Consider the following 21,556-nt stretch of genomic DNA (forward strand, 5'->3'; position numbering starts at 1 on the left):
TTTTCTGACCTGCTTCATATTGCTTCGCTAATGTCGCTTGCTCCGTTTTCTGTGCTTGTAACTGTGCTTGAGCTGTCTTCAACTCAGCTTCTAACGCTTTTTTCTGCTCTACTAACTGTTGCGCTGTGGCCTGTTGCTTCGCCAGCGCTTCGCGTGTCGCTTGGCTATCTGACTCCGCTTTTTGCAACACCGCTTCTTGTTTCTTCAATAACGCAATTTGTTGGTTAAGATCAGCCGTCAATGCTTTTACTTGCTGATCGGACGCTTGCGTCATTAGCTGCTTCTGCTTCTCAATCTCTTTTTGCAGCTCAACAACATCCGTATTGGCTTTTTTCAGCTGAGTTTGTGCTGTTGCAAACTCTTGCTCTTGTTTCGCTAATTTTTCTTGTAGCTGCTGCTGAATTTTCAGACTTTCTGCATACTGTTTCGCCAGCGAATCTTGCTCTGTTTTATTCGTTTTTAACAGTTGTTGTGCCGCTTTTAGCTCAGCCTCAAAAGCTTTAGAAGCTGCTTGCTGTTTCAACAGTTCAGCTTGAATATCGCTATTTTGTTTTTGAGTTAACTGAAGTTCTGACTCTTTTTGCTTCAGTAATTCCTTCTGTTTTTCAAGTGAAGCAGTCACGAGCTTAACTTGCTCGTCACTATTTTTATTTAATCGTTCCGCCTGCTCTTTTGCATCCGTTTCTAATTGAGTTAGCTGGGCGGTTAATTGTTCAACTTGCTTCTGAGCATTTTCAAATTGTAATTTTGCTTGCTCTATTTGTTTATCTTTCTCAGCAAGTTGTTTTTCTGCTAATGCTTGAGCTTGAATACTTTCGCTAAGTTTTTTCTCAAGTGCCGCAATTGATTTCTGCGCTTGTTGATTCTGTGCAGTGAGTTGTTCTAAATTATTTTCTTTATCTGCCAGTATATTTTTAACGGAGTTCAATTCATCCGTCAGTAATACAATGGTTTCTTTATCATCTGTTGCACTTAGTTTTTCACGTAACAAAGCAACTTGATTTTTATTTTCGGCAAGTTCGTTATTGATACGCTCTATTTCAAATTGTTTCTCGGCGATATCATGACTGAGTTCCGCTACACTTTTATTATGTGCAATTAATTTTTCGGCTAATTGCCTATCGGTTAAAAGTTGATGATAAGCAATTAACTGACCAGCGCCTTGAGCAGCACCAAATCTAAATAGGTGAGTCGATTGTTGTTGCGCGAGCAGATCGGCAAGCTGTTCTAGGTAAGCCGTATTATCACGCAATACCCCCATTGAGTACTTAGCAGAGTAAAGTCCTAATGGATCTAGAACAATTTGGTATTTAGCAAAATCTTTCGATAAATACTGTGGATGCCATTGGTTTGAATTAAAGAAATAAGGGTAGGATGACAATAACAAAGACTGGTGTGCTGAACCAGTTTGTTGATCCACAATGCTTTCTTCTGGTAATGGGCATTCAGACAAAGCAACTTTAGGTTGTTCTGTCATCTGACCTTTAGCTTGTGTAGCTACTTTTGTCGTCGTAACTTTAGTTTGGGTCTGCTGAGTGACCGTCCCTTTAGCTTTAGGTTGGGTACGTGCAGGCGTTTTACTTTGGCCTGCATTTTTACCCGCAGCAGATTTAGATTTTTCTTTTGGCTCAGGAGCGAGCGGTAAAGATGAAAATGAGTCATATCCCTGACCTTGAATATTCAATGGCTTTTCCGGCACTTTACCTTCCTGCTCTAATTGCAGGTAAGTGTCAAAGTCATCAATGACATTATTGAAGCTATCCGATTTTGCAAATTGACTAAAAGCAGCCGAAAAAATGGCCAAAGATATACAAAGTCTTAGGTTAATTCTCATAATCCACTAATTTTTTCCAATGTTGATTCGGTAGACAGGACTGAGTTATAACGAACTTTCGCGCAAAGAACTTTTGTTTTAGCTTCTATTGCCATTTGTAACAGTTCAATCGTGTCTGGACTTGCTGTCGATGCGACTTGTTTATAAAGCTGATTAATTTCGCTCACTTCTTTAAAGGAACCGACTAAGCGATTGTAATCTGCTGGTGACAGTGTTTTCAGTGCATTAAGTTCTTTAATACAGGTGCTTAAACTCTGGAATGACTCACCTTCGCTTCCAGATTGATTTAGCATCGTAGGATTTTGCCCAGCGGGCTTATGATTAATTGCCGTGTTTAAAACAGTCTGAGAATCAGCATGGGAATAATCCATGTACTGCTGCCCCGTCGCTGAATTAGCCGTTGATGAAGCTGTGGCATCAGTTTTTTCTGAATAATTCGTGTTAGAGCCCCAAGAACAGCCAGAGAGAATTGCTGTCCCAGCCAAAAGCAAAGACGCAACAAAAATTTTATTGTTTGAAAACATATAGTTACCTTACCAGCACTTTTCTTCGCTATTATAATGACATTCAAGAAACCTAGTGTAAGCTAAAATTTATCTATTTTCTATAAGCCCTAATCTAGAAATAGAGTCATCTCATAAATTTTGGTTAATTATTTTAATCTTAGCACTAAATCGGTATCGACCCCATCATTTTTAATGCAATAAAATTACTAAGAACACTTATTTTGAGTTTTATAAATAATAACTGTAAAAAATTATCATCTAACGATCTCAAGCGAAACCTTTATCCGGTTAATAAACAATTCCACTGCAGGACGGCGGTGACTATTTGATTTTTCTGAAAAGTACAATATTTCAATATATGAAATATTTTCTAACAAAAAAACAAATTCGAATCTTTTATCTATTAACATTTTGTTAAGTACATTACACTTATTATGTTATAAACATAAAAATGATGTCTGAGTATTTCCACTTAAGCGCAACAATAAAAAATAATTAAGCCCTATTGATAAAGGAAATACATTAACAAAAATAATTTAACTTAAGTAATAATTTAATAATCGCTAACTGTACTAACGTATTATTTAACGATTTAGGATTGGATAAAACAATGCCCAGACTCAGCTGGGCATTGTTATTGATAGCACTAAGCTTTAGATGGGCGTAATGCAGGGAATAAGATCACGTCACGGATCGTATGACTGTCAGTAAATAGCATGACCATACGGTCAATACCAATCCCGAGGCCAGCCGTTGGCGGTAAACCATGCTCTAATGCGGTGACATAGTCTTCGTCATAGAACATCGCTTCGTCATCACCTTCATCTTTCTGACGAACTTGCTCAGCGAAACGCTCTGCTTGGTCTTCAGCGTCATTTAACTCAGAGAAACCGTTACCGATTTCACGTCCACCGATGAAAAACTCAAAACGGTCGGTGATAAATGGATTTTCATCATTGCGACGAGCTAATGGTGAAACTTCCGCTGGATATTCAATAATGAAAGTTGGTTGGATCAGGTGGCTTTCTGCAACCTCTTCAAAAATTTCACATTGAACACGACCTAAGCCCCAGCTATTTTCTACCTTGATGCCGATAGACTGGGCAATTGCAACCGCTTTATCCATATCATCCAAATCAGCAACGTTAGTTTCAGGACGATATTTACAAATGGCTTCCTTCATGGTCAATTTGGCAAATGGTTTACCAAAATCAAACTCTTGCTCACCGTATTTAACGACAGTGTTTCCTAAAACATTCTGCGCTAACGTGCGGAATAACTCTTCAGTCAGATCGATTAGGTCACGGTAATCAGCATACGCCATATAGAGTTCCATCATAGTGAACTCAGGGTTATGACGTGGAGACAGGCCTTCGTTACGGAAGTTGCGGTTAATTTCAAACACACGTTCGAAACCACCAACCACTAAACGTTTTAGGTACAGTTCAGGAGCGATACGCAGATACATATCGATATCCAGCGCATTGTGGTGAGTCACAAATGGACGAGCAGAAGCACCACCAGGGATAACTTGCATCATTGGTGTTTCCACTTCCATAAAGCCTTTGCCGACCATAAAGTTACGTAGCTCAGCTAAGATCTTCGAACGAACCATAAAGGTGTGGCGAGATTCATCGTTGGCAATCAGATCAAGGTAACGTTGACGATAACGTGTTTCTTGGTCTGCTAAACCGTGGAATTTGTCCGGTAATGGGCGCAGTGCTTTCGTCAGTAGACGCACTTCGTGACAATGGACAGTCAATTCACCTGTTTTGGTTTTAAATAAGCGGCCTTTAGCGCCTAAAATATCGCCTAAATCCCACTTTTTAAATTGCTCGTTATAAACGCCTTCCGCTAAGTCATCGCGAGAAACATAGATTTGAATACGACCACCCACATCTTGCAGGGTTGCAAATGATGCTTTACCCATAATACGACGAGTCATCATACGACCAGCAATGGCGACTTCAATATTTAAGTCTTCTAGCTCTTCCGCTGATTTTTCATCATATTGTGCGTGGATCTTTTCCGATGTGATATCACGACGGAAATCATTCGGGAATGGGATCCCTTTTTCACGTAAAGCAACGAGTTTTTCTTTACGTGCTTTCAATTCGTTATTCAAATCGGGTGCTTGTTCTGCACCCTGTTGTTGCTGCTGAGACATTTTTTCCTCACAGGCCAGCTTTCAAGCTAGCTTCAATGAATTTATCCAAATCACCATCCAGTACGGCTTGCGTATTACGCGTTTCCACACCAGTACGTAAATCTTTAATACGTGCATCATCAAGGACATAAGAACGAATTTGGCTACCCCAGCCAATATCCGATTTATTCTCTTCCATCGCTTGCTTATCAGCATTCTTTTTCTGCATCTCCAGTTCATAAAGCTTCGCTTTTAACTGGCGCATGGCTTGATCTTTGTTTTTATGTTGCGAGCGGTCATTCTGACATTGAGTCACAATATTTGTAGGTATGTGCGTAATACGTACTGCTGACTCAGTTTTGTTTACGTGCTGTCCACCCGCACCAGAAGCGCGGTAAACATCAATGCGTAAATCTGCTGGGTTAATTTCGATATCAATATCGTCATCAACTTCAGGGTAAATAAAGGCGGAGCTAAACGACGTATGGCGGCGGCCCCCTGAATCAAATGGGCTTTTACGCACGAGACGGTGTACGCCGGATTCTGTTCTTAGCCAACCGTAAGCATAATCACCGATAACTTTAATGGTTGCCGATTTTAAACCCGCCACATCGCCATCTGATTCTTCAATAATTTCTGTTTTGAAGCCTTTCGATTCTGCCCAACGTAAGTACATACGCATTAACATACTGGCCCAATCTTGGGCTTCAGTACCGCCAGAACCGGCTTGTAAATCAATGTAGCAATCAGCGCTATCATATTCACCAGAAAACATCCGGCGAAACTCAAGCTGCTCTAGTTTTGCTTGGAGCTGAGTTAACTCTTCACCTGCTTCATTAAAGGTGTCTTCATCATCAGCTTCAATAGCAAGTTCGAGTAAGCCTTCAACGTCTTCAAGGCCTTGGGTCATTTGATCTATGGTGTCAACAATCGCCTCAAGAGAAGATCGCTCTTTACCTAACGCCTGTGCTCTTTCAGGTTCGTTCCAGACATCTGGTTGCTCAAGTTCCGCATTAACTTCTTCTAAGCGTTCTTTCTTGGCATCATAGTCAAAGATACCCCCTAAGGACCGCTGTTCGCTCAGATAGGTCCTGAATCTTACTTTTTACTGGGTTAATTTCAAACGTCATTTTTCAATGTCTTATGTTTGGTCGTTATAAATAGAATAAATTCTTCACAAACCGTCAATGATAACGGAATTTCACTAAAATTTATAGCACTGCAAAAGCGAATCTTACCTCTCATCGACGTAAACTGAGAAAGTTCCCTTATTCAGGCCAAATGTGCTCAACCATCAGTTGAACACTCTTTTGACCTCGAAACTCGTTAACATCTAGTTTAAACGCAATTTTTGCGCGTTTCACACTATTATCGGGCCACCGCCGCACATCGATATTAAACATAATCGCATCCAGCATTGGCCCTCCCTTCACTGGCTCTAACATCATTTTAAGATGGCGTTCACCCACTAAGCGCTGTTGCAGCAACCGAAAATAGCCGTCAAAAACAGGCTCAGGGAATGATTGCCCCCAAGGGCCGCTTTCACGTAGTAACTCAGCAATTTCTAATGTGAACTCATCCTGTTTGAGTTCACCATCACTCCAAACAACACCTGATAGCTGATCGGGTTGAATAAGTTCCCCCATCAATGATTCAAAATGCTGCTTAAATAAGCCAAATTTACTCTCTTCTAGGCTCAAGCCAGCCGCCATGGCATGACCACCAAATTTTTGCATTAGCCCCGGTTGTAGGGTATTTAGGCGCTCTAATGCATCGCGCATATGCACCCCTGGTACTGAGCGCCCTGAGCCTTTTAATGTGCCGTCACCCGCGGGTGCAAAAGCAATCACAGGGCGGTGATATTGTTCTTTAATCCTTGACGCCAATATTCCCACAACCCCTTGGTGCCACTCAGGATGATAGATAGCTAGCCCATTGGGTAATTGGCTATCACTATACTCAATTTTATTAAATAACACGGAAGCTTCTTGTTGCATCCCCGCTTCAATTTCCCGCCGTGCTTGGTTTAATCCATCCAGCTCGTTAGCCAGTTCCCGCGCATAAGCCATATCATCGGTCAGGAGTAATTCAATACTCACAGACATATCATCTAAACGCCCTGCGGCATTCAAACGAGGCCCTAAAGCAAAACCAAAGTCGTTGGCGACCAAACGAGAGCATTCCCGCTTTGAGACCTCGATTAATGCTTTGATCCCCGCACAACAACGCCCCGCCCTAACACGATGCAGACCTTGATGCACTAAAATACGATTATTAGTATCAAGTGGAACAACATCTGCCACTGTTCCGAGCGCAACTAAATCTAAGAATTCGGCTAAATTAGGTTCGCTCATTCCCTGCTTAACAAACCAGCCTTCTTGGCGCAATTTGGCGCGTAACGCGGACATTAAGTAGAAAGTCACGCCAACGCCTGCTAATGATTTAGAAGCAAATTGGCACCCTTCTAGATTAGGGTTAATAATGGCATCGGCCTTCGGTAATACATCTCCCGGAAGATGGTGATCCGTCACAATGACCTTAATATCATGCTGCCTAGCCGCTTCGACACCTTCGTGTGATGAAATACCATTATCAACGGTGATGATAAGATCCGCGCCGCGTTTGTAGGCTTCCTCAACGACAAGAGGCGTCAGCCCATAACCATTTTCAAACCGATTTGGAACAATGTAATTTAAGTTCACATATCCCATTGATTTTAATGCGCGAATAGCTAAAGCCGTACTCGTAGCGCCATCAGCATCGAAATCCCCTACGATGGTAATTACGCTATGGTTCTCCAATGCACTATAAAGTAGCGTTAATGCGTTATCTATCCCTGATAACGTGCGGTAATCTAATAAGTTAGCGGCTTTACGCTCTAGCTGTGAAATATCCGTCACGCCTCGATGGGCATAAACTCGCTGAAGGATTTCAGGAAAACCATCCAGTGTTTTAATATCCTCAGCGAGTGTACGCTGGCGTAAAAAAGTTTCTACATTCACAATGGTTAACTATTTTGTTCGAGTATCTTTAACAGTTTATCGGGGGATAAATAACCCGACAATAATTGCCCATCAGGTAACACGATCGCTGGCGTTCCTGTCATTTTAAATTGGCTACCTAACTTAACGTGTTTACTGAGATCAATTTTACATTCATCAATCATGGCAACTTCGTCACCTTTAAATGCTTTAGTTAATGCACTTTGAGGGAGCGCATTACACCATATAGATGCCATTTGTTTTGCGGACTCATGCTCCAAACCTTGGCGTGGGTAAGCGAGGTAACGTACTGTGATACCTTTGCTATTTAATTCACCAACCGATTCATGGAATTTTTTGCAGTAGCTACAGGTAATATCGGTAAATACTGTAACCACATACTTCTCTTTCGGCGCTTTAAAGACGATCATTTCATCTTTTAGCGCTTCAACCTTTTTCATGAGTGGTTGATTAGAAATGTTGACTGGCATTTTGCCGCTTAAATCATAAATAGGGCCTTGTAATAAATATTTCCCATCATCAGTTACATAAATAATACCATCTGAAGTATCAATAGTATTAAGCCCTACAATAGGCGATGGTTTGATTGATTCTACAGAGATACTATATCTGGCAAGCTTCTCTTCAATCACTTTATCATCTGTTGCCGCAGACACTGAGGCGGAAAATGTTGCAATGCAAGCCGCCCATAAGAGTAGTTTATGTTTCATAATTATCCTTTAACGCACATCACCCCCTTGGATGATGCTGCTCATGTAACATGCGCAAACGCTCGGTTGCGACATGTGTATAAATCTGTGTCGTAGAGAGATCACTATGCCCTAATAGCATTTGCACAACTCGTAAGTCGGCGCCGTGATTCAGTAAATGTGTCGCAAATGCATGGCGTAGAACGTGTGGTGATAACGCTTCAGAATCGATATTCGCAATCACCGCATAATGTTTAATACGATGCCAAAATGTTTGGCGCGTCATTTTTGTGCCACGTTTGCTAGGAAATAAAACATCACTGGCTTTACCATTGAGTAAGTCAGGCCTACCTTCTTCAAGGTATTTTTCTACCCAATAAATAGCCTCTTCTCCCAGAGGAATCAATCTTTCTTTATTCCCTTTCCCCACAACACGTATGACACCTTGCCGTAGGCTAATATCGGAGAAAGTTAACCCCACCAGCTCTGAGACTCGTAACCCACAAGCATACAGGACTTCCAACATCGCTTTATCGCGAAGCTCAAGAGGATCCTCGGTTGCAGGGGCATTCAGTAGGTCTTCAACCTGCTGTTCACTCAAATCTTTTGGTAGCCGTTGTGGTATTTTAGGTGCGGCAATCACCGCTGAAGGATCATCAAGCCGTATTTTTTCACGATAAAAATATTGGAATAAACGCCGCATAGCGCTTAATAGACGCGCAGAGCTAGCCGCTTTGTATCCCCCTTCAATTCGTTCTGCCAAAAACGATTGTAAATCGATTGATTGAACACTTTCCAAATCCAATTGATTCGCTTCCAGCCACTTATCTAATAATTGCAAATCTAAACGATAAGATGCCAATGTATTTTCAGCGAGATCTTGCTCTAACCAAATGGTATCAAGAAATTGCTCAATTAATGGATTAAGCTGTTTGGTTTCCACGCTGCTTATATTCCTCTTCATAACCGCCACGTAAGCTATTATACCTATCCTATCTCAAGTTACAGCGCTATTGGTGATGTTCGGTTCGTCTTCTCATCCCCCTAAAATATTGAGAGTGTGTGCCCGATACCGTTCATTCTGTTACAATACCTCTCTACTGCAATGAAAACTAGTTACATTAACATGAAAATAGGTCTCTTTTACGGTTCTAGTACTTGTTATACCGAAATTGTCGCGGAAAAAATACGCGATATCCTCGGTGAAGATTTGGTTACATTACATAATGTCAACGATACACCGCCTGAACTGATGGAGCAGTATGACGTTCTCATTTTGGGTATCCCTACGTGGGATTTTGGTGAAATACAAGAAGACTGGCTGGCAATTTGGGATGCGCTTCCCAATCTTAAGCTTAACAACAAAATTGTTGCTATGTATGGGATGGGCGATCAAATTGATTATAGTGAATGGTTTCTTGATGCACTAGGCATGCTATATCATCAACTAAAGCCAACAGGGGTGCAATTTGTAGGCTTTTGGCCACTCGATGGTTACCAATTCGAAAGCCCGAAAGCACTGACAGAAGATGGTACACAGTTCGTTGGTTTGGCTTTAGATGATGTGAATCAATTTGAAGAGACCGATGAGCGTATCGCACAGTGGTGTATGCAAATCTTAACCGAGATTGAAGAATTACTGTAAGTTGACTATGCTGACTTTCCCCATTACTGCAATAACCCCTAATGATTAAATATCAGGATATTGCAGTAATAGTTGGTTTAAATTACGCCAGCTCTCTTCTGATAAGGCATCTTTTGCAACCCATAAACGGATCTTCTGTGGCTTACCTTGTAAGGCACTGAGTGTCAATAATACCCCCACACGGCTACACCAAGGTTGCTTAACGATACTCCACTCATTCTTTTTCCATTGGACTTTATTGCCATTAACCAGCACCGCAGTCCCTTTGATTTTGCTGATGCTTTTTTGGCTTTTTGCCCAGCTAGCAATCACAATCACTAACAGCGGCAACCACACCATTGAATTCCCTGGCGCCCATGGTGCGACCAATAGAATAAAGCCGACTATCCCATGAGCACAGGTTGAAAAAAGCTGAGTTTTCCATGAAATGGAGAGATTAGATTTCCACAGGACCACGATTTTTATTTCTTTCCTGAATCAATTTAACCATACCAAACAACTCATCGTCGTCTGGGCGCCCATGATTCATTAACCAGTTAAACAGATCAGGGTCTGCACACTCAAGTAAACGAACAAAAGTACGTTTGTCCTTGTCAGAGAGTCCTTCATATTCATATTCAAAGAATGGCATGATGGAAATATCCAACTCACGCATACCACGACGGCAAGCCCAATGAATTCTTGCTTTATTCTCTATATCCATTCCACTACGACCTTATTTGTTGCAGTTAACTGATAAGATTAATTATTTTCAATACTCTAACAGATAATTGATTGGGAAAACATGACCTATCGTACAATGTCGATAATTTTCATCACTCTATCGCGCTTTTATCCAAGAATGCCGATTAAAAATATTGAATAATTGATAGCGCATCATAATAACTACTTGCAATGTAATCCAGCTCTTTTACCATTAACCCCCTTCTGATACGAAAGAAAAACAGGTGAAATCATGACTACTGAAGTTGCTCACTCAAAACAATTCCCTCTCGATTCTCAGTCTTTACCACTTATATTGATTTCACTGGAAAACTGGGGATTAATTCATTTGCATGGCCTTGATGCTGAAAAGTACCTTCAAGGGCAAGTTACGGCTGATGTTAGCGCAATGACACCAGCACAACACACCTTAACCGCTCACTGTGATCCTAAAGGGAAAATGTGGAGTGACTTGCGTCTATTCCACCACCTTGATGGTTTCTCTTATATTGAAAGAGCCAGCGTACTTGATAGCCAATTAGCCGAGCTAAAAAAATACGCGGTGTTCTCGAAAGTCACCTTTGAACATAAGCAAGAGCTAAAATTACTCGGTGTCGCGGGGAAAGGCGCTCGCGAAGCATTAGCCACTATATTCACTACGCTACCTGATGCAGAAAACCAAGTCACCGTTGATGGCGTCTCAACAATTTTACATTACGCATTGCCTAACGAACGTTTTCTTATCGTCACAGATCAAGCTACCGCACAAAAAATTACCGACTCGCTTAATGCGGAAGTGGTTAATGATGAGCAATGGTTATCACTAGAAATAGAAGCGGGATACGCCGTCATCGAACAAGCCAGCAGCGCGCAACATTTGCCTCAAGCCACCAACCTGCAAGCCTTACCTTATGGTATTAGCTTTAAAAAAGGTTGCTATACCGGACAAGAAATGGTCGCACGGGCAAAATTCCGTGGCGCCAATAAGCGGGCGATGTATTGGCTGAAAGGCACAGCAACATCCGTTCCGGCAGTCGGTGAAGGTGTAGAATGGCAATTAGGTGATAAATGGCGCCGTACCGGTACTGTTCTTGCTGCGGTGAAATTAGCAAATGGTGAAGTGAATATTCAAATCATTATGAATAATGATATGGAAGCGGATAGTGTATTTCGTGTTACAGGGGATGAGCAAAGCCACCTAACTATTCAGCCACTCCCTTACTCGTTGGAAGAAGAAAAATAATTGAGGTTTTTATGTCATCTGCAAAAGGTAATAAGTCCGTTGACGTTTTAGATTTTGGCGGCTTTACCGAAGTTATCCAATTTTTAATGGAGTTGGATAAACTAAAAAGTGTTTATCGCAAAAATAAATTACTCAACAATGAGAGGCAGGAAAATACAGCGGAGCATAGTTGGCAATTTGCTATGGCTGCAATGAGTTTCGCGCCTTATGTCAAAGGAGTGAATGTTGATCACGCCATTAAGTTGGCCTTAGTACATGATATCGTCGAAATCGATGCAGGTGATGTTTTGGTTTACGATGTTGCGGCACGTGATGCTATTCGCGAAGAAGAGGTCAAAGCTGCTGTTCGTATTTTTGGCTTACTCCCTTCCCCACAAAATGAGCAATTTTTGGCTTTATGGAAAGAGTATGATGCGGCAGAAACATTGGATGCGAAATTTGCCAATGTTATCGATAGAACCATTCCTATGCTCTTAAATTTACATAATCAAGGGCAAAGTTGGGTCGAGAATAATATTCGCCTAGAGCAAGTGATCGCTCGAAATGAGTTTATAGAAGAAGTGTTTCCTGAATTTTGGGAGCAACTCTTACCACAATTGAAACTCGCCCAGCAAAAAGGTTGGTTGTTGTAATTTATTCACCAATAGAGTTTGCTCTTGGTGTGAATCAGTGAATCAAATACCCGGTAATAATATCGGGTATTTAACTCAATCGTGTTATCACGCGGAAAATACCAACGGCTATCGATTGATGAAAAAGATGCGTTTTATCCTTTCCCCACTATAACTAAAAACCCCCAATAATTGATAATACAACTATTGAGGGCTACCTATTATTTACAACACGCTAATCACATATACTCTTCAATCGGCACACAGGAACAATGTAAATGGCGATCACCATAAACATCATCCAAGCGCTTCACGGCAGGCCAATATTTGTTTGCTTTTGTGGCCGCTGTTGGGAATACAGCTAACTCGCGGCTATAGGCATGCTCCCACTGCGCCACTAGCTCTGTTTGAACATGTGGAGCATTAACCAGTGGGTTATCTTCCAGTGTCCATTCCCCATTAGCCACTTTGTCAATTTCATTGCGGATGGCTAACATCGCATCAACAAACCGATCAATTTCCACCAGACTTTCTGATTCTGTTGGTTCAATCATCAATGTACCCGCAACAGGGAATGACATGGTTGGTGCATGGAAACCATAATCGATGAGGCGTTTTGCGATATCTAATTCGCTGATCCCTGTATCTTTCTTAATTGGGCGCAAGTCAACAATACATTCGTGAGCAACGTAGCCATCACGACCTGTATACAGAATGTCATAGCGGCCTTGTAGACGTTTAGCAATGTAGTTCGCGTTTAAAATCGCTACCTGACTTGCTTTTCTCAGACCATAAGATCCCATCATACGAATGTACATCCAACTGATTGGCAGAATGGACGCACTACCAAAAGGTGCTGCCGAAACTGCGCCTTGCTCAGTGATCATCTCTTGTTCAACAACTGAATGCCCCGGAACAAATGGCGCTAAATGTTTTTTCACGCCAATTGGCCCCATACCTGGGCCGCCACCACCGTGTGGGATACAGAAGGTTTTGTGTAAATTGAGGTGAGAAACATCGGCACCAATATAACCTGGCGTTGTTAGGCCTACTTGTGCGTTCATATTGGCACCATCGAGGTACACTTGCCCACCAAACTGATGAATGATCTCACAAACCTCTTTGATGCTCTCTTCATACACGCCATGAGTTGACGGGTAAGTCACCATCACACACGAAAGATTATCGCTATGTTTTTCTGCCTGCTGACGTAAATCCACCAGATCGATATTCCCTTCATCATCACAGCGTACCACCACCACTTCCATACCAGCCATATGTGCTGATGCAGGGTTGGTGCCGTGTGCCGATGCAGGGATAAGGCAAATATTACGGTGTCCTTCATGGCGGCTTTCATGGTAGCGGCGAATTGCCAATAACCCTGCGTATTCTCCTTGGGCACCTGAGTTAGGCTGCATACAGACTGCATCATACCCTGTTAACTGAACTAGCCAATGTGATAGCTGCTCAATCATTTGATGATAGCCCTGAGCTTGCTCCGGTGGGCAGAATGGATGCATTTCGCCAAATTCAGGCCATGTGATCGGCAACATTTCAGCCGCAGCATTTAGCTTCATCGTACAAGAGCCTAGCGGGATCATCGCTTGGTTCAATGCGAGATCTTTACGCTCTAGGCTGTGCATATAGCGCATCATTTCCGTTTCACTATGATAACGGTTGAAATTCGGATGCGACAAAATGGCATCATCACGTTGCATTGAAGGGCAAATAGCACTCTCTTGGGCCGAAACTTGTTTATCAAGTTGTTCGAAATCCAATTTTTGCTCATTTCCTGTGATGATAGTGAATAGCTCATTCAAGTCTTGGCGTGTTGTTGTTTCACTGAATGTGATACCAACTGCACCATGAATATCAGTACGTAAGTTGACCTTCGCACTTTCCGCCCGCGCCAGAACGGCAGCTTTATCTGCTACCTCAATTGAGAGTGTGTCAAACCAGCTCTTATGACGTAGTGTGATACCCGCATCTTGTAGCGCCTTAGCGAAAATAGATGTCAAGCGATGAATACGCTCAGCAATCAATTTTAACCCTTTTGGGCCATGGTAAACGGCATACATTGCGGCAATATTTGCTAGCAACACCTGTGACGTACAGATATTTGAGTTTGCTTTTTCACGGCGAATATGTTGTTCTCGAGTTTGCATCGCCATACGCAGTGCAGTATGACCGGACGCATCGCGAGATACACCAATAATACGGCCAGGCATTGCGCGCTTGTATTCATCTCGGCAAGCAAAAAATGCAGCATGTGGACCACCATACCCCATAGGCACACCAAAGCGCTGTGCTGAGCCAAAGACAATATCAGCGCCTTGCTTACCCGGTGCGGTTAACATCACCAGAGCCATCATTTCAGCGGCCACACAACTTATAATTTTACGCTCTTTGAGTTGCGCATACAGTTCACTGTAGTCATGGACTTCACCAGTCGAGCCTACTTGCTGCAATAACGCCCCAAACACACCTTCGTGTTCAAGGACTTTCTCAGCTTTATCGACTATCACTTCAAAGCCAAATGTGCCTGCACGGGTGCGAACAACATCTAATGTTTGTGGATGAATATCGTCAGCAACAAAAAAACGTTCAGCATTTTTTAATTTACTAATACGTTTCGCCATCGCCATGGCTTCCGCCGCTGCTGTCGCTTCATCTAAAAGGGAAGCGGAAGCTAATTCAAGCCCTGTTAAATCAATCGTTAATTGCTGAAAGTTTAATAACGATTCCAAGCGTCCTTGAGACACTTCTGGCTGATAAGGCGTATAAGCCGTATACCAACCTGGGTTTTCGAGTAAGTTACGTAAAATAACGGGCGGTAAAATAGCCGGGGCGTACCCCATCCCAATATAACTCTTGTAGCGCTTATTTAAACTCGCTATTGCTTTCAATTCTGCTAACGCTTCTTGTTCTGTCGCCCCACCACCGACTCTTGGTGGCTCTGCCAATAAAATGGTTTTAGGGACAATATTGTCTGTCAGTGCATCAAGAGAGGTGGCACCCACAGTGTCCAACATCGTTTTTACTTGTTGTTCTGATGGACCAATATGGCGTTGAATAAATTCCGAACGGTTTTCTAATTGACTCAGAGGCATCGTCATAGCTGTGTTCCCATTCCTATATCTAATCTGCTGCTAAAGGGTAGGCTTCAAAGCAAAACGCCCCGTAATGACAGCATTACGGGGCGTTTTACGGTATTATTCGTCTTCTTCGAGCAATGCTGAGTAAGCGTCAGCATCTAACAAATCAGCCAGTTCTGATTCGTCGGTAATTTTAATACGGAAAATCCAACCTTCTTGATAAGGTTGCTCATTGACCAGTTCAGGCGCATCAACTAGCGCTTCGTTAACTTCAATGATTTCACCACTTAGTGGAACATAAATATCGGATGCAGCTTTAACAGATTCGACAACCGCACATTCACTTCCAATATCAACAGAGCTGCCCACTTCGGGGAGATCGACAAACACCATATCACCTAATAACTCTTGGGCATGCTCGGTAATACCTACGGTGTAAACGCCATCACCTTCATGACGGACCCACTCATGCTCACGGGTATATTTCAGCTCTGCAGGAACATTACTCATCATCAACCTCACTCTTATTTACGAATTTTTTCATTATGGGGGGATTAGCCACTCTTAAACGAGGGCTTTTCCTTCCCGCACAAACCCAGGTTTTACCACCTCAACAGGCATTTCTCGGTTACGTATTTCAACAATGGCTTTATCTTGTATTTCTTTTGGCACACGTGCCAAGGCAATACTGAAACCGAGTGTTGGCGAGAAAGAGCCGCTGGTAATAACCCCTTCTTGTAATTTACCTAAATCGTCGGTGAAACGTACCGTTTGGCCTGCTCGTAATATGCCTTTTTCACGCATAACAATACCGACTAATTTTTCGGTGCCTTGCTCTTTTAATTTCTCTAATGCTTCACGACCGATGAATTGGCGGTCTTCAGGCTTCCAAGCGATCGTCCATCCCATATTGGCAGCCAGTGGTGAGATAGTCTCATCCATGTCTTGCCCATATAAATTCATGCCAGCCTCAAGGCGCAAAGTATCACGCGCACCTAACCCTGCGGGATGAACACCGGCTTTCAGCAATTGATGCCAAAACTCGACCACTTGCGCTTTCGGCAATGCTATTTCATAGCCTTTTTCGCCAGTATAGCCCGTAGTTGCAATAAAGAGTTCATCGGCTTGCACCCCATAGAATGGCTTCATATCTGCCAACAGGGCACATTGTGATGGCGTCAATAGCGAATGGACTTTTTGTTGCGCTGTAGGGCCTTGAACCGCTAATAGGGCAAGATCATCACGCACTTCAATAGAGACAGGATACGATTTCATATGCTGTTCAATCCATGCGATATCCTTATCACGGGTCGCGGAGTTGACAACCAAGCGGTAGAAATCATCATTAAGGTAATAAACAATTAAATCGTCAATGACTCCGCCAGAAGCATTTAACATCCCCGTATAAAGTGCCTTCCCTTTGTCGGTCAGCTTGGCAATATCATTTGCGAGAAGATAGCGAAGGAAATCGCGGCAACCTTCACCATGTAGATCAACAATAGTCATGTGGGAGACATCAAACATCCCAGCATCGGTTCTCACTAAATTATGTTCATTGATTTGTGACCCGTAGTGCAATGGCATCATCCAACCATGAAAATCCACCATTTTCGCACCGCAGGCTATATGTTCATCATATAGCGGGGTTTGCTTTGCCATGAATACCCTCTTTACATTTGAATATGATAGGGTGAGCGCCACTGTTGCTGTGCAGGAAAATGATTTATCACGCCACAGCCAATAACGCTACGCAAACGATAACATCTTATTAAAAACTACCACTGTTTTTAGTAAGAAACCATTAAAAAAAATAGGGCTACCAACACTCTGTATTACTGATTACAAGCGACATAATCCAGCTAATTTTGTTAAAAAATTGAGAATGATCACTCAATCCCACTATATTTAACCTAAAAGCGTAGAGTTAATCATCGTATCTCTAGAGATGTTAGTGAAAAACCAATGTTAGCACCCCACAGCAAAATTAGTAAAACTAATGCGAAATTTGGCTATAATTAGAATTTCTCAATCATGAATACAAAAAATAACGATGGCAATTACGTCAATAATCGCCTTGCCATCATTGAAAAAAATGAGTGTTCCACGAACACAAAAAGAGAGGGATTGGCAGCGTTTACCACTGCCAATTGATAGGTAATATTATTTAGAGGGGGCTAACTGAACTTTTTCTAGCCATTCAGGCATATCAAACAGGCCCATAGCATGATTAAGTAGTTGAGGTTTCACGCCGGGTAAGCTATCTGCCAGCACCAATCCTATATCACGGAATAATTTCTTAGCCGGATTATTGCCATCAAATAATTCACGGAACCCTTGCATACCAGCAAGCATCAAAGCCGCACTGTGTTTACGATGGCGCTCGAAAGTACGCAAGTAGAAATATTGCCCGAAATCTTTACCTTCACGATGTAGACGTTTGATTTCCCCTAACAGCATGGCAACATCCATAAAGCCTAAGTTAACTCCCTGCCCTGCCAATGGGTGAATAGTGTGAGCGGCATCGCCAAGAAGTGCTAAACGTTGCGCCGCAAACTGTCGTGCGTAACGCCCCGTTAAAGGGATAGTCAGTCGTTCACTCTCCAGTTGACATAGCCCTAAACGCGTATCAAATGCGACCGCTAACTCTTTTTCAAAATCTGCTTTATCCATTTGCTGACGTCTTGCTGCTTCTGTGGCAGGTTGAGACCAAACAATTGAACATAGATGAGGGTCACTCAACGGCAGAAATGCCAATATCCCTTTACCATCAAAGGATTGGCGTGCTACCGCCTCATGGGGCTGCTCTGTGCGGATCGTCGCAACTAAGGCCGTGTGCTCATAATCCCAAAATGTCAGGGGGATATCGGCATGACCACGTAACCAAGAATTGGCACCATCCGCCCCGACAATAAGCCTTGCGGTTAACATCGAATCATCAGTGAGGGTAATAAAAACATCATTTTCCCCCCAAACGACTTTTTGAATAGTCGCCGGTGCCAGTATAGTCACCTCTCGCAAGGTGGATGCTTTTTGCCATAACGCATCACGAATCACGTTATTTTCAACAATATGCCCTAAATGGGAGAGGTTCTGCTCTTTTGCAGAAAACTGGATACGACCAAAGCTGTCATTATCCCAAACTTCCATGCCGTTGTAGGCTGAAGCCCTCATTGATTTTATTGTTGACCAAACATCTAAATAGCTTAGTAATTTTTCGCTCGCTGCATTAATCGCAGACACTCGCAGTGCATAAGGGTCACTGTCCGAAAAAGGCTTTTTCGCTGGATGACTTTCAATTACGGCAACACGTAGCCCTGAGCCTTCTAAACCACAGGCAAGTGCTAGGCCAACCATACCACCACCGGCGATAACCACATCAAACGATTGCATATTTTTATTCCTCTTAGTTCTGTGGTTATTGTTCCGCCACCCAGCCAAGTGTTTGACGAGCTAATACATCACGTACTGACGGTAACATTTCCATTGCCATTAAACCTAAATTACGTCCAACCACTAACGGCAAACAGCGATTTGCAAAAATACGAACCAAACCATCTGTCATGGTGACCGTTCGTTCTCTATCAATAGCACGCGCTTGCTGATACGTATTTAACAGTGCATAAGCGCCAATATCCTGACCTTGTTGATGTGCGGCAACCACCAATTCCGCTAACTGCATGACATCACGGATCCCAAGATTAAAACCTTGCCCTGCAATAGGGTGTAGCGTTTGCGCTGCATTTCCCACTAACACAGTTCGATGGCTAATTGGATTTAACGCTTTTCGAAGGGATAACGGATAACAAAACCGTGTTCCCACTTGAGTGATTTTACCAAGCCGCCAGCCAAAAGCTTGCTGAAGTTGCTGAGTGAATGTTTCATCATCCCACATTTTAATCGTTTCGGCTTGCTCTTGATGATGGCACCAAACTAGTGAGCTGCGCCCTTGCGACATCGGCAACAAGGCTAAAGGGCCAAACTCAGTAAAACGCTCAAATGCTTGCCCTTGTGGGTTTATCGCCGTTTTTACATTGGCAATTATCGCAACTTGCCCATAATCGTCCTGCTGCCACTGCATATGACAGGCATGGCCCACGGCAGAATGGCTACCATCTGCGGCCACCAATAAGGAGCCTGAAAGAGTTTCGCCGTTATCTAGCGTGACTGACACACATTCACTGTGCCGCTGGATATTTTCAACTTTCGCAGGGCAATACAGAGTAACGCCGGGAGCTTTACGCAATAAGGCAAATAAGCGCTCCCCTGCATCATGGAGTTCAATCACATTACCAAGCTCAGGGATGTGATAATCCTGCGCGTTGATATTGACAAACCCGGCATGCCCTCTATCGGAAACATGAACATGAGTTATTGGTGTGACACAATCCGCCAGTGCTTCCCAAATACCAATTTTAGACAATCGCTGACATGTTCCATGGGCAAGCGCTATCGCTCGAGCATCAAACCCTGGATGTGTGCCTTCCGGTAAGGAAGCTTCTATCAGTGATACTGACAATTTTCCTTGGCTTAATGATGAAATAGCCAGAGCCAATGTTGCCCCTGCCATTCCACCACCAACAATAATCACGTTCATGTTGTATTAATTACCTTTTACTACTTATTTTAAGCATTTTTAGCTTCAGCCATTAATGCCTCGATTTCATCAGGGTCCTTCACCACTAAATCGGTCAAGTTTTCATTACCATTTTCGGTAATCACAATGTCATCTTCTATGCGGATACCGATCCCGCGATACTCTGGTGGCACATCTGCATCAGGCGCAATATACAGCCCCGGCTCTACGGTCAGAACCATGCCCGGCTCTAAGATCCTATCACGCTCCACCCCATAGCATCCGACATCATGAACATCTAACCCCAGCCAATGGCTTAAACCATGCATAAAGAATGGGAAATGTGCTTTGTTTTCGATCAATTGATCGACATCGCCATGCAAAATACCCAGTTCCACAAGTCCTTCAACTTTGATTCGAATGATTTTTTGCGTCACTTCATGAATGCTGGTGCCCGGACGATATAATTCTAAAGCCGTATTCAATGCTTTCAGTACGATATCGTAAATAGCGCGTTGCGGCTGCGTAAACTTACCATTGACGGGGAAAGTACGTGTGATATCACCAGCGTAGCCATCAAATTCAGCCCCCGCATCAATTAACACCAACTCACCATCTTTCATTTCACTTTCATTTTCAGTGTAATGCAGAATGCAGGCATTTTCGCCGCTGCCAACGATCGAGTTATACGAGGGGTAGCGTGCCCCATGGCGAGTGAATTCGTGCTCCAACTCCCCACAAAGCTGATATTCATACATGCCTGGTTTACAGGTCTTCATTGCTCTGATATGCGCTAATGCAGAGATCTCACCTGCTTTGCGCATCACCGCAATTTCAGCTTCCGATTTAAATAAACGCATCTCATGCACTAAAGGACGCCAATCAATCATAGTATTTGGTGCGCGCAAATTGCGGCGACTACCTTTACGAAGTATATCTAGCGCACCGAAAACTAGTTTGTCTGCATATTCGAATTCGCCTTGCGCGTGATAAATCACATCAAGTCCATTAAGGAGTTGATAGAGTTGTTCTTCAATTTCATCAAATGGTAATGCTTTACTAACGCCCAGTTTTTCAGGCGCTGCTTCTTGCCCTAATCGACGACCAAACCAGATTTCAGCCGTTAAATCACGAACACGGTTAAAAAGCACCGTATGGCTATGTTTTTCATCACTTTTGATTAGCAGTAAAACGGCTTCAGGCTCACTAAACCCTGTCAGGTAAAGAAAGTCGCTGTGCTGACGATACGGGTATTCGCAATCTGCATTGCGTTGAGCCACAGGCGCTGAAAAAATAATAGCGGCGCTTGCTGGCTTCATCTGAGCCAATAATGCGTTACGACGAGAAATAAATTCCTGTTTATTCATACCGTTTCTGCCTTATTATCTAGATTGTTGAGTAGAGGGTTACGCTTATTTATTAAGCGAATATACTTACCACACTTCAAATTACCTTGTTATTTGCACAGGCTCAATCACCCAAGTAACATCAATTCTTTACTCTTTCGAGG

General features: G+C 42.9%; 18 protein-coding genes. 3 read left to right on the forward strand and 15 right to left on the reverse strand.

Going from position 1 to position 21,556, the window contains the following annotated elements:
- The 7 genes from PR699_RS18105 to xerD form a co-directional block, all read right to left on the reverse strand.
- Nucleotides 1-1,804 (reverse strand): hypothetical protein (locus PR699_RS18105; protein ID WP_272572890.1); only part of this gene is annotated, 1,804 nt, incomplete at its 3' end.
- Between the two features lie 26 nt (nucleotides 1,805-1,830).
- A complete protein-coding gene (locus PR699_RS18110) occupies nucleotides 1,831-2,358 on the reverse strand; it encodes a hypothetical protein (protein WP_004921685.1) in 528 nt (175 codons plus the stop codon).
- Between the two features lie 628 nt (nucleotides 2,359-2,986).
- Nucleotides 2,987-4,507: a lysine--tRNA ligase gene (lysS, locus tag PR699_RS18115; RefSeq protein ID WP_004921686.1), complete on the reverse strand. Its 1,521-nt coding sequence runs from the start codon at nucleotides 4,505-4,507 to the stop codon at nucleotides 2,987-2,989.
- Nucleotides 4,508-4,514: 7 nt separating this feature from the next.
- A protein-coding gene (gene prfB, locus PR699_RS18120) for a peptide chain release factor 2 (protein WP_101495230.1) occupies nucleotides 4,515-5,616 on the reverse strand; the annotation gives its coding sequence in 2 pieces (ribosomal slippage) (nucleotides 4,515-5,537 and nucleotides 5,539-5,616; 1,101 coding nt in all).
- Nucleotides 5,617-5,754: 138 nt separating this feature from the next.
- Complete coding sequence (gene recJ / locus PR699_RS18125; RefSeq protein ID WP_004921693.1) at nucleotides 5,755-7,488, reverse strand: single-stranded-DNA-specific exonuclease RecJ; 1,734 nt, start codon at nucleotides 7,486-7,488, stop codon at nucleotides 5,755-5,757.
- 5 nt (nucleotides 7,489-7,493) lie between these two features.
- The gene (dsbC, locus tag PR699_RS18130) at nucleotides 7,494-8,198 is read right to left on the reverse strand and encodes a bifunctional protein-disulfide isomerase/oxidoreductase DsbC (protein ID WP_014656385.1); all 705 of its coding nucleotides are present in this window, start codon (nucleotides 8,196-8,198) and stop codon (nucleotides 7,494-7,496) included.
- A gap of 19 nt (nucleotides 8,199-8,217) precedes the next feature.
- Nucleotides 8,218-9,141, reverse strand: a complete 924-nt coding sequence (gene xerD, locus PR699_RS18135) for a site-specific tyrosine recombinase XerD (protein WP_004921697.1) — start codon at nucleotides 9,139-9,141, stop codon at nucleotides 8,218-8,220.
- Nucleotides 9,142-9,303: 162 nt separating this feature from the next.
- Here xerD and fldB point away from each other — a divergent pair, with 162 nt between their 5' ends.
- Entirely contained in the window at nucleotides 9,304-9,822 is a 519-nt protein-coding gene (fldB, locus tag PR699_RS18140; protein WP_014656387.1) for a flavodoxin FldB, read from the forward strand.
- Between the two features lie 45 nt (nucleotides 9,823-9,867).
- On the opposite strand, the gene PR699_RS18145 is transcribed toward fldB, so the two are convergent.
- Together PR699_RS18145 and sdhE are read right to left on the reverse strand one after the other, a co-directional pair.
- The gene (locus tag PR699_RS18145) at nucleotides 9,868-10,278 is read right to left on the reverse strand and encodes a protein YgfX (RefSeq protein WP_041705029.1); all 411 of its coding nucleotides are present in this window, start codon (nucleotides 10,276-10,278) and stop codon (nucleotides 9,868-9,870) included.
- The gene (sdhE, locus tag PR699_RS18150) at nucleotides 10,259-10,525 is read right to left on the reverse strand and encodes an FAD assembly factor SdhE (protein ID WP_004921708.1); all 267 of its coding nucleotides are present in this window, start codon (nucleotides 10,523-10,525) and stop codon (nucleotides 10,259-10,261) included. The genes PR699_RS18145 and sdhE overlap by 20 nt, the downstream gene beginning before the upstream one ends.
- 252 nt (nucleotides 10,526-10,777) lie before the next feature.
- Here sdhE and ygfZ point away from each other — a divergent pair, with 252 nt between their 5' ends.
- Both ygfZ and PR699_RS18160 read left to right on the forward strand, forming a co-directional pair.
- Nucleotides 10,778-11,767, forward strand: a complete 990-nt coding sequence (gene ygfZ, locus PR699_RS18155; RefSeq protein WP_004921711.1) for a tRNA-modifying protein YgfZ — start codon at nucleotides 10,778-10,780, stop codon at nucleotides 11,765-11,767.
- Between the two features lie 11 nt (nucleotides 11,768-11,778).
- A complete protein-coding gene (locus PR699_RS18160; protein WP_004921714.1) occupies nucleotides 11,779-12,399 on the forward strand; it encodes an HD family hydrolase in 621 nt (206 codons plus the stop codon).
- A gap of 218 nt (nucleotides 12,400-12,617) precedes the next feature.
- Here PR699_RS18160 and gcvP read toward each other — a convergent pair whose 3' ends face one another.
- The 6 genes from gcvP to pepP form a co-directional block, all read right to left on the reverse strand.
- On the reverse strand, nucleotides 12,618-15,494 hold the full coding sequence (gene gcvP, locus PR699_RS18165; protein WP_014656388.1) for an aminomethyl-transferring glycine dehydrogenase: 2,877 nt from the start codon (nucleotides 15,492-15,494) through the stop codon (nucleotides 12,618-12,620).
- Between the two features lie 96 nt (nucleotides 15,495-15,590).
- A complete protein-coding gene (gene gcvH, locus PR699_RS18170) occupies nucleotides 15,591-15,983 on the reverse strand; it encodes a glycine cleavage system protein GcvH (protein ID WP_014656389.1) in 393 nt (130 codons plus the stop codon).
- Nucleotides 15,984-16,037: 54 nt separating this feature from the next.
- The gene (gene gcvT, locus PR699_RS18175) at nucleotides 16,038-17,132 is read right to left on the reverse strand and encodes a glycine cleavage system aminomethyltransferase GcvT (protein ID WP_004921724.1); all 1,095 of its coding nucleotides are present in this window, start codon (nucleotides 17,130-17,132) and stop codon (nucleotides 16,038-16,040) included.
- A gap of 501 nt (nucleotides 17,133-17,633) precedes the next feature.
- Nucleotides 17,634-18,863 carry an FAD-dependent 2-octaprenylphenol hydroxylase gene (gene ubiI, locus PR699_RS18180; RefSeq protein ID WP_014656390.1) on the reverse strand — a complete coding sequence of 410 codons (1,230 nt, stop codon included), beginning with the start codon at nucleotides 18,861-18,863 and terminating at the stop codon, nucleotides 17,634-17,636.
- 25 nt (nucleotides 18,864-18,888) lie between these two features.
- The gene (gene ubiH, locus PR699_RS18185; protein ID WP_004921732.1) at nucleotides 18,889-20,067 is read right to left on the reverse strand and encodes a 2-octaprenyl-6-methoxyphenyl hydroxylase; all 1,179 of its coding nucleotides are present in this window, start codon (nucleotides 20,065-20,067) and stop codon (nucleotides 18,889-18,891) included.
- Nucleotides 20,068-20,096: 29 nt separating this feature from the next.
- Nucleotides 20,097-21,413 (reverse strand): Xaa-Pro aminopeptidase, encoded by a 1,317-nt coding sequence (gene pepP / locus PR699_RS18190; protein ID WP_004921736.1) that lies wholly within the window; start codon nucleotides 21,411-21,413, stop codon nucleotides 20,097-20,099.
- Between the last annotated feature and the right edge of the window lie 143 nt (nucleotides 21,414-21,556).

Origin of the sequence: Providencia sp. PROV268 (assembly GCF_028477805.1) — a bacterium.
GTDB lineage: Bacteria > Pseudomonadota > Gammaproteobacteria > Enterobacterales > Enterobacteriaceae > Providencia > Providencia stuartii.